The sequence below is a fragment of the Novosphingobium album (ex Liu et al. 2023) genome (assembly GCF_029076845.1).
In the GTDB taxonomy this organism is placed as follows: domain Bacteria; phylum Pseudomonadota; class Alphaproteobacteria; order Sphingomonadales; family Sphingomonadaceae; genus Novosphingobium.
Window position 1 is genome coordinate 1 of the sequence record NZ_JARESE010000035.1, and the last position, 9,977, is coordinate 9,977.

The following is a 9,977-nucleotide window of genomic DNA, read 5'->3' on the forward strand; positions in this document are numbered from 1 at the left end:
GACAACCGATCCTACCGGCCATCATAGTCGCCGCTCAACCGGCCATCGTAGTTGTCGCCGCGCAGGTGTCGGCGCCATCGTCGATCCGCCAGACCCGCACATCTTCCTGCGGCAATTTATGCCAGACCGGCAGCAGCAGCCCGGTCGCGACATGGATCGTCTCGATCTCGCTCACCGCATCGGCTTCAGCGGCCTGCTCGATCCATGTCTGCTGGAAAGGATCGGGGTCGACGGCCTGCCAGTGACTTTGGGCAAGCTGCTCCAGCGTGATGCGCCTTGTCCCGATCGGCCGGATGAGCTCGCGCATCGGGATGACCTGCCCTTCCTCGTCGGTGATCGACCAGGATGGCACGCTGAGCGCCACCTTGTGCGAGCGCGTGTTGCGCAGCATGGCGATGTCCTCGCCGCGGCCCCAGATGCGCATCAGCCGGTCCCACCCGGTTACGCGCGGCTTCAGATGCAGTTCGAGATGCAACAACCGCGTTTCCGCGCCGGTGCGCGGATCGCGGCGCAGACATTGATCGGCGAGCGTCACGATCTTTTCGGCGCGGATCGTCTCGACACCGACATCCAAGGTTCCCGCCTCGCGCGCGGCATCGGCGCGGGCCTGGATGAGCCCCATATATTCCTCGAAGATGGCGTTCTGCACCGCGATGCGCAGCGCCAGCAGCCGGTTGAGCCAGCGTTGGATGGGGGGCAGGCGTTCGAGCAGATGGCCGTGCTCGTCGATCAGCTTCAGCCCGGTCATCGCCTGAAAGGCTTCCATGGTGACGCTGGCGAGTTTGCCGTGGTGCAGCAACCGATACCATTGGCCGAGCGCCTCTTTCGCCATATCGCTTTCGAGATTGTCGCCGGGCCGGAACAAATTTTGCCCGCCGGTCTGGCGCTGGCCGCGGGTCAAGGCGCCCAGCGTGTCGAGCCGCCGGGCGACGGTGGAGATAGCGCGGCGCTCGCCCTTGCAATCGGTCACCACCGGGCGGAACACCGGCGGCACGGTCTGGTTGGTGCGATGACTGCGGCCCAGCCCCTGGATCGCCACATCGGCGCGCCAGCCGGTTCGAGCAGGAAATGGATGCGGCGTTTGGCGGCACTCTTGCAGGCACGGTCGGCATGATAGGAACGCCCGGTGCCGCCCGCCGAACTGAACACCAGAATCGGCTTCTCGCCGTCCATGAACTGGCTGGTCTCGACAAGATTGGCACGCTGGCTACGCCGCTCAATGGTCTGGCGCCCGTCCTTTCCGATCACCAGCCTGCGCGCGCGGCCGGTGATCTCGGCAACCCGCTCGGTCCCGAAATGCGCCAGCAGCGTATCGAGCGCGGCAGGGACGGCGGGCATGGCGCAAAGCTGCTCGATCAGTTCGTCTCGCGCGGCGATGGCTTCCTGGCTCAGCACCGGCTCGCCATCGGCATCGAGCATCGGTTCGGAGCGGACGGCCCCGTCCGCCGTCTTGAACGCGCGCATCTGGCGGATCGGGAAAGCGTGGCGTAGATACTCGACAAGAATTTCCAGCGGCGAGACCTCCAGCGACAGACTGGCGCGTTCCTCTGGCGACAGTTCGGCAAGGCGGCGTTCGAGGATCGCCTCGGCGGTGGTGACGAGCTGTATCACCGCGACGTAACCGCGCGCGATTTCCCTCTCGATCTCCGGGAGGAGGGTCGGCATCTTCATCGCCACTAGCAAGGCGAGCCAGAATCGCTGTTTGGAGCTTTCGAAGCGGCTCAGCGCCGAACCCTTGGCGCGGGCGTTGAGCGTCGCCCCGGAAATACGGTCGACGATGTTGGTCGCCTTGAGCACGGCGTCGAGATGCTGATGCACGATGGACCACGCGTCTGCGAATCTGTCGTAAATGGCGATCTGGCCGGGTGTGAGCTTGTGGATCAGCGCTTCATATTCGACACAGGCAAAGCTCAGAGCGCGCGCCACATAGAGGCCCATTGCCTTCAAATCGCGGGCCACGATTTCCATGGCCGCGACCCCGCCCTCCTCCATCGCCGACAGGAACAGGTCGCGGGTGGCGAAGGCGGTGCCCGGTCCCCACAGGCCAAGACGCGAGGCATAGGACAGGTTTTCGGGCTTGGTCGCGCCGGTCGCCGAGACATAGAGTACACAGGCGCGCGGCAGGGCGTTCTGTAACCGCACCCCGGCCAGCCCCTGTTCCGAGCCGCGCGCCTTGCCGAATTCGCTCTCGGTGCCCGCCGCATTGCCCATCTCATGGGCCTCGTCGAACACCAGCATGCCCTCGAAGTCGGCACCGGCCCAGGCGATAATCTGCTGCAGGCGCGAATCCTGATCGTGGCGCACCGAGCGCAGGGTGGCGTAAGTCAAAAACAGGATACCGCTGTCCATGGTGATCGGTCGCCCAAGCGGGAAGGCGTCGAGCGGCTGGATGTCGATGGGCAGGCCGCCGAGCGCGCCATGATCTCTCCTTGAATCTTCCAGGAGGGCCGTCCCACGGCTGACCCATATCGCCTTGCGATGCCCCTGGTTCCAGCGATCGAGGATGCAGGCGGCGACCTCCCTGCCCTTGCCTACACCCGTCCCGTCGCCGATGAAAAAGCCGGTGCGGTAGATCTGGCCGCCTTCCTCCTCATGCAACTGGTCGCCGGCCGCATTGGGCTCGAAGCGACCGGGCAGATCGCGGGCGAAGGCATCGCCGGCCAGGATCACGGCTTCGAGCTGGGCATCAGACAGCGCCGCCACCGACCGGCGCTGGAGCAAGGGCCGGTGCTGCGGCGCCGGTGGCAGCACCGAAGCCATGGCGATCGATTCGACCAGATCATCGGGATGCGGCGTTGCGCCCTCGATCTCGATGCGGGCAAGTCGCCAGGGCGCATAGATGCCGACCGGTTCGCCCGGCGGCAGCGGCGTGTCGCGCAGGCGATAGGACAAGGACTCGGGCGCATCGTCGATGACGGCGATCCGCGAAGGCGGCACGGGACGGCGGACTGGCAATCTGGCAAGCAGCGGCTTTGCGATCGGCAGGGGAGCCGGGCGCGGCACTGGCAGGGCGGCTGGCTGCGGTTCGGGCGTCAGGGGATTCCTGGGATTGCTCCGCGGCGGGACCGCCAGCACCAGCTCCAACGCGTCATCGATCGTCGCCGCAAAATGGCGCTGGGGCTCTCCCGCCCAGCCCTTGTCGAACACCAGCAGGCGAACGTCGATCGACGTGCCGTGCTTGGCGTAAGCATGGCCGCCGATGGTGATCTCGGCGCGGGGTAACGCCAGTTCGGCCACCGCCGTATAGCCGAGCGCGGCCGTGCCATCGACAGCGAAATTGGCCGGCATGATGGCGACGCAGCGCCCGTCGGGGGCAAGCCGGGACAGTGACGCGCGCAGATGGCGTGCCCCCGCATGGCGATCGACACCGCGCCCGGCGCTGCGGCTGAAGGGCGGGTTGATCAGCACCAGCGTCGGACGCGGCGTTCCGGCAAGGTGATCGTCGATATTCTCGCCATCATGGCGCGTCACCGGCTGGGCGAACAGCTTTTCCAGCAGATTGGCGCGACGCAGATCGCATTCGTTGAGCAGCAGGCGCGCGCCATGGCGATGGGCATGGATGGCGAGCATGCCGGTGCCCGCCGAGGGTTCGAGCACGATGTCGTCGGCCCGGCATCCAGCGGCGAGGCCCGCCAGCCAGGCCAGGCTGAGCGGGGTGCTGAACTGTTGCAGATCGATCTGCCGTTCGGAACGATAGGTCTGGGTCGGCAGCCCCTGCTCGAAGGCACGCAGGCCGCGGAACTGGTCTGCGAGATCATCGCCCGCAAGCAGTGGGCAATCAGCATCGGCCAGCAGCAGCACCTGCGCGGCTTCGAGCGCGTCATAGGCATCGCGCATTGACCAGGTTCCACCGGCATCATCGACGCTGAAGGCTTCGACCATCAGGCGTTTCAGGGTCTGCCGGGTGATCGGGGTGCCCGAACGCAGGCGTTGTTTAATCGTACGCGCCACCTCACAGAGGCACAGATTGCTGTCGGCGGGCGGGGACAGGGCAAGTTGGGCTGAAGGCATGTGGCACCTTTCTCGATGAACGAAACGAACCCTCCCCCCTCACTCCGCTCCCTTGCCAGACCATCTGGCGCGTTGATTCGCTGGTTGGCTGAACGATTGCCGCAGATTTGCGGCGACCATCTTGATCGCGGCCCGACGATGCCCTATGTTAGACAAAATCGAATTTAGTTGAACGGACGGAAAGGCCAGCGTCATGGGTATGATCGGCGGAAAGCGCAAAACATCCAAACCCGAAGGTACGGGCGCCTTCCGCACCACCAGCGAAAGCAGGGTCAAGGCGGTGATGGCGGCGGCGGAACTGTCGGGTCTGCTCCACGAAAAAAGCGGCCGGATCGGCGGGCGCATCAGCCCCGAACTCATCCGCAAGGCCAAGGCGCAGACGGGTATCGCCACCGACACCGATCTCATCGAGTTCGCCCTGGCCAATGTCGCGCTGGAAGACAATTTCGCCGAACGCTTCAAGGCGGTACGCGGCACGGTCGATCCGGACCTCAAGCTGGGTTTCTGATCTTGGCGGGGTTCGATGTCGAAGCGGCGCTGCGCTGGGCACGCTTCGATCCGGGAAAGACATTGGCGCGGCGCGGCGATGCCCTGCTTCCGTTCGCCGATGACAGCACGCTTGCCGGGCAAGCGCTGCTGCTCGATACCTGCGTCTATATCGACCAGATGCAGGGCCGTGCTCCTGCATTGAACGAACGCATGATCGAAACCCGGCAGGTCAACCATTCGACGGTGGCGGTGCAGGAGTTGATGCACACGCTGGGCGTACTCAATCCAAAGGACAAGCGCACGGCAAGCGTCATCGCCGCAGTTCGGGCGCAGCTCGACGCCATGCCCGGCCATCGCATGTTTGCGCCCGATGCCGAAGTTCTCGGGCGCGCAGCCTTACTGGCGGGGATGTTGTGCCGGTTGCAGGGCTATGCCCGCGATGCGCGGCTCAAGGCCTTGCAGGACTGTACCCTGTTCCTGCAGGCGATGAAGCTGGGTTTCACCGTGCTCACCGCGAATGTCGCGGAGTTCGATCTATTGCTCCAGCTCGTGCCTGCAGGGCGGGTGCTGCTCTATCGCCGCGAAGCCTGACGACGGCGCGACCAGCAAAGATTTCGCTGCCAGAAGGGCATGAGCGAAAATCCTTGCCCATCCCGATATCACGCAGCCTCGGCCAGACATTCGCCGTCAGCGTCACCACCGGGTGACGCCAGAACTACCGTATCGCCAATCCGATCATCAATCAGCGTATCGCCATCGTCCATCGACGGCCCGAAGCGCATTTCCTCCGGCAGCCAGGCCAGCGCGCGCGCCTGGACTTGCGGATCCATGATAACATGACCGCCGAACAGCCGCTCGGCCGAGGCTGCGAGATCGTGCTTCTTCGAGCCCGCGTAGCGCGTTCGCAGTTCACTGCCGCCGATCTCCTCGAACAGCTCGAGAATGGCGGGTTTGCCCAGTCTGTCGAAATAGGTGAGCGCGGTTGGTCGCCACCAGGCGGCAACGTCGATGCCGAGCTTGCGTCCGAGATGGTCGATGAAATCGCTGCCGTCATCGCCGGCAGGCACCGCCCGCAGACTTCGCGCGATGGCCCAACCAAGCCACGCGGCGCGTGCTTCATCGGGCAGCGCGCAGAAGGCATCATAGCGGTCGATGATCGACGGGCGATGGTCGAGCCAGCTGCGATCGAGACCTTCATCCAGTTTCGTCCATTCGGTAGCAGCGGCTGTGTCGGGCCTGAAATCACCGAGCAAGCGCGCGGGTGTCGGCGCACGCAATTCACTCGGAATCTCTTCGGACGAATAGCGGCATGCGGCATCGACCATGATGAAGGTCCCGAGATCGAGCGCGAAAGCGGGATCGCACGCAACATGGACGGCGAGCAGTTCGGTCTTCATCATCGCCAGCATATCGCGCAGGCGCTGGCTCAGCGCCGGGCGGGCCGGTCCGTTTTCCACCTCATCGGGTGATTCATTGTTCGCTGCGTCGATGCGTATACTGTCTTCATCCTCGCCGGTATCGCCGCCATCGACCGGGGCGGCATAGAATTGCTCGTGGATCTGCGGCGTGCCATCCTCGGCGAGCACGAGATAGGCCAGCGCCGATGCTTTCTGGCTCTCGTCGATCACCGGCGCTGTTTCGAGATAACCCGCCAGTTCGGCTTCAAGCGCGGCGATATGCGTTTCATCGTCATCGCATGCCCCGCAATTGCCGTCTTCGAACGCCGCGTTCCATTGTTCGAGCTCGGCCTCGATTTCTTTTTTGCGCAGTTCCTGCTCATCCGTCAGAGACTTGGGCTCGCCGCTCAGTGGTTTGAGACCGCAGGTTTCCATATAGGGAACGCGCCCGCTGGCGACGGCGCGGACCTCGCCCAGCCCTTCGCGCTCGCGGATCGCCTCTGCCTCGGCGGCCAGCCGGGCCTCCGCCAGAGCATCGAGGATATGCGTGTCGATCCAGCGTTCATCGGCGGCGGTGGAGAAGAGGTCGGCATCCTCGACCCGACCGCCGTCGGCGAGATAGGCGTCGCGGCCGACCAGCAGCGCCTTGGGATCGCTTGCCCGGTAGCTGTAGGCGGCAAGCTGGCGGCGGATCTCGCTCACATTGTCGCGTGCATAGCTTTCGCAGAGTGCTTGCCACACCGCCGCCTGTCGTGCGGTGTCGGCGGTGGTGCAATAGGCCTTGGCGACGTCGAGCGTGATCTCATCGGCTTCCAGCGCGTCGAAAATGGGTTGGGCGAGATGCGCGAGCCGCAGGCGGCCGAGCACGAAGCGCTCGGTGACGCCGAAGCGTTTGGCGATGTCGGCGGGCGTCTTGCGCTCTACCTCGATAACGTCGCGGAAGGCCCGGCAGGCTTCAGCGGGATTCATGCCCAAACGAAAAAAGTTCTCCGAAAGGCTGACCTCGACCGCGTCCTTGGGATTCTTGAGCACCAGTACCGGGACAGCATAATCTTGAGGAAAGCTGCCGGCGGCGATGAGACGGTGAATGGCATCGAGCCGTCGGCCGCCGGCGGTGATACGATAATGTCCTTTTTTGCGCGCCACCGGCACGCCGACCAGATTCTGCAGGATGCCGCGTTCGGCGATATTGGCCTGAAGCCGGGCATCGGCTTGTGGGTCGCTGGTTTTGCGGACGTTGGCGGGGGATTTTTCAAGGCTGGCCGCAGACACGAGAATGGGAAGTTCGGACATGAAGAGGATCTCCTGATAGCGGCGGCGAGATCGCCTCAATGGCCCGACCCTTCAGGCCACCTGCCGCCATATGCTCCCCACCCCCTCTTCTCCGCTTCTCAGGGCATCGTTCCAGTCCTTGCAGCCAGCAGGCGGCCAGATCAGTTCGATGGTCCGGCCAGGCATGGCGTAGGCTTCGAGAGCTTTGGCGGCGCCGATGCGCCCGGCATTGTCATTGTCGGGAAGCAGGATCAGATGCGTCACGCTGACCGGGATGACGATGCGCGCCAGTCTCTCGCTGCCGAGCGTCGCCCACACTGGAATATCGAGCAGCACCATCGCCGAGACCGCAGTCTCGATACCCTCGGCAAGACCCAATATCGTTCCAACTGGAGCCAGCATGACAGCACCGCCTCGCGGTCGTCCCAGCATGCGGCGGGGATTGCCGAGATCGCGGGCGCGGCGCGGATGGTCGATCTCGAAGAAAGTGCGTTGAACCGCCACAAGTTCATGGCCTTCATGGATTGCCGCGTTCATCGCCGGACGAAACACTGCATCCCGCCCCCTACCCAGCGGCGTGCGCCCGCAGAAGCGCAAGGCGGGCGGCAAGATCACCAACCCACGTCGCCGGAGATAGGCTGCCGCCAGGGTTCCCGGCAATGGCAGGGAGCGATCCCACAGATCGCGTACTCGAGCGCGGCGCCATGATGGTTCCGCAGGCACGGTATGATGGGCATGAACCTCAGGGCATTTCTGCAACGCCCACTCATCGATCTTCGCGATGGCGCGCAACACATCGCGATTGTCACAGCCGGCGAAGCATTTGAACAGCAGCGCTGATTTCCCAACCCGCACCGAAAGGCTGGGGTTGCGATCGGCATGGGCGGGGCACAGGCACATTCCCCGATCATCCTTCCAGATGCCGCCGAGGCGTTTGACGAGATCCGCGCCCAATGTCTCGAGGTCGGGGTTTTGTGCGCGAAAAATGGTTCGAGTCATGAGCGGCAGCCTGGAACATTCGGTGGGCATCACGGCAGCGTCGAGGTCGGCGCTTGGAGCCCGACCACCGCCACATCCGATGCGCCTCCCCCTTCTCCATCTAATTTTCCGGGGTCATGCTGGATCGTTTCCTGACTTTATCGAGACTATGCACCTTGGCGGACTTGCCATCGCTAGCCGCAGTGGATATTGATTCGCTGCAGCCCGATCCGTCTCATTCCTTGCACCACCTCCGCAAAGACTTGAATGATTTCGTAGATAGACTTGCGAATACATTAATACATCCACATTGGGGCAATTCCAGCCTGTTTCGGCATAGGCGAACGCCAGGAGGGAGGCGCTATCCGGTGAACAAGGAATTTAATCTGGACCTGGCCGTCGCCAGGTTGCGCGGGGCAAAGGATTTACCACAGCTCGAAGCGGCCATGATCGAGCTCACCGCGAGGCTTGGCTTCGATCAGTTCGCGCTCGGCCATCACGTTGATCTCCTGTCGCCGCCCGGCGACGCCATCCGCTTGACCAACTATCATCCAGACTGGATCGACCAGAGTCTGGAGAAAGGCTACTTTACGATCGATCCGGTTCATGCGGTCAGCGCCCGCCTGGTCAGCCCTTTCATCTGGACCGAGCTCGATCGACATATGGTCCTTGGGGATCACCACCGCCACATCCTCGATTCCGCTGCCCGCTACGGGTTGAAGGTGGGGATCACCATCCCGGTGCATATGCCAGGCGAATATCAGGGGACTTGTTCCTTTGCCGCCAGAGATTTTGAACGGCTGCATCCTTACGCATTTGCGCTTGCGCAGGCTGTGGCCACGCATGCATTTGAGTCGGCGCGGCGCATCATTCGAGCCTTGAATGACGTAGAGCCGCTGACGATTCCGCACGTCAGCCCGCGGGCACGTGAGGCCATGATCCTTGTCGGCCGGGGCAAGACCGACGACGAGATCGGCAGCGTTCTTGGGATTTCCCGCACCACCGCCCATGGCCACGTCGAAACCGCACGCCGGATCTACGGCAACGCCCAGCGCTCCCTGATGGTGCTTCGTGCAATCTTCGACGGCGTCATCACCTATGCGGATGTGTTTGGGCGAAACGCTTTCTGAAAATCAGCGTGCCTGCTTGTCGCAAGAGATTGGGCCATGCTGCGATCATGGATAGTCGGATCGCACCTTGTTCGGGACAGCTGACCTCCCGACAGATTATGGCGTGCAACCCTCTACCTGGAGGGTAACGCCAACCTGAAATTCCGCAGGATCATCGGCCTCAGTTCCAGACAGGGGTTTCGAGATGATCCATGTTTTCGAGGGGGCCGAACAGCCCGGATGCCATCCGCTGTTCGACGCTATGTACCGCGATCGCAAGCGCATCTTTGTCGATCTGCGCCGATGGGACGTGCCAGTCATCGACGGCGAATTCGAAGTCGATCAGTTCGATAGTCCTCATAGCGTCTATTGCATCGCGACCGATAACGATGGCCGCCATCGTGGCTCGATCCGTCTGCTCCCCAGTGATCGCCCTCATATTCTGGGAAATCTCTTCCCGGACCTTTGCGATGGACCGGTCCCGACGGGCCCAAACATCCTCGAATTGACGCGAGGCTGCGTGTCCCCTTCCCTGCCTGCGGCGGAGAGGCGGCAGGTGCGCAACGCGCTGACCACTGCCGTAGTCGAATACGCGCTGCAGCGCGGCATCGACCGTTACACCTGCATCGCGGATTCCGGCTGGCTCCACGAAATTCGTTAGCGTCCGCGGTCGTGGTGTAATTTCCGGTGTAGATTGAGGTGCCGCAGGTGGTGGGGCATG

General features: G+C 63.5%; 6 protein-coding genes and 1 pseudogene. 4 read left to right on the forward strand and 3 right to left on the reverse strand.

Annotated features, from left to right (window positions below):
- Positions 1-34: 34 nt before the first annotated feature.
- A pseudogene (locus PYV00_RS11410) lies at positions 35-4,011 on the reverse strand (strawberry notch-like NTP hydrolase domain-containing protein).
- Positions 4,012-4,204: 193 nt separating this feature from the next.
- Between PYV00_RS11410 and PYV00_RS11415 the strand changes: the two are divergent.
- Both PYV00_RS11415 and PYV00_RS11420 read left to right on the forward strand, forming a co-directional pair.
- Complete coding sequence (locus tag PYV00_RS11415) at positions 4,205-4,519, forward strand: hypothetical protein (RefSeq protein WP_275228392.1); 315 nt, start codon at positions 4,205-4,207, stop codon at positions 4,517-4,519.
- Between the two features lie 2 nt (positions 4,520-4,521).
- Positions 4,522-5,091, forward strand: coding sequence for a type II toxin-antitoxin system VapC family toxin (locus PYV00_RS11420; protein WP_275228393.1), 570 nt, complete (start codon positions 4,522-4,524; stop codon positions 5,089-5,091).
- Positions 5,092-5,159: 68 nt separating this feature from the next.
- Here PYV00_RS11420 and PYV00_RS11425 read toward each other — a convergent pair whose 3' ends face one another.
- Positions 5,160-7,190: a ParB/RepB/Spo0J family partition protein gene (locus tag PYV00_RS11425; protein WP_275228394.1), complete on the reverse strand. Its 2,031-nt coding sequence runs from the start codon at positions 7,188-7,190 to the stop codon at positions 5,160-5,162.
- A gap of 51 nt (positions 7,191-7,241) precedes the next feature.
- A complete protein-coding gene (locus PYV00_RS11430) occupies positions 7,242-8,168 on the reverse strand; it encodes a DUF7146 domain-containing protein (protein WP_275228395.1) in 927 nt (308 codons plus the stop codon).
- A 347-nt stretch (positions 8,169-8,515) separates the two neighbouring features.
- Between PYV00_RS11430 and PYV00_RS11435 the strand changes: the two genes are divergently transcribed.
- Together PYV00_RS11435 and PYV00_RS11440 are read left to right on the forward strand one after the other, a co-directional pair.
- Entirely contained in the window at positions 8,516-9,277 is a 762-nt protein-coding gene (locus PYV00_RS11435) for a helix-turn-helix transcriptional regulator (RefSeq protein ID WP_275228396.1), read from the forward strand.
- A 184-nt stretch (positions 9,278-9,461) separates the two neighbouring features.
- The gene (locus tag PYV00_RS11440; RefSeq protein WP_275228397.1) at positions 9,462-9,917 is read left to right on the forward strand and encodes an acyl-homoserine-lactone synthase; all 456 of its coding nucleotides are present in this window, start codon (positions 9,462-9,464) and stop codon (positions 9,915-9,917) included.
- Positions 9,918-9,977: the final 60 nt, after the last annotated feature.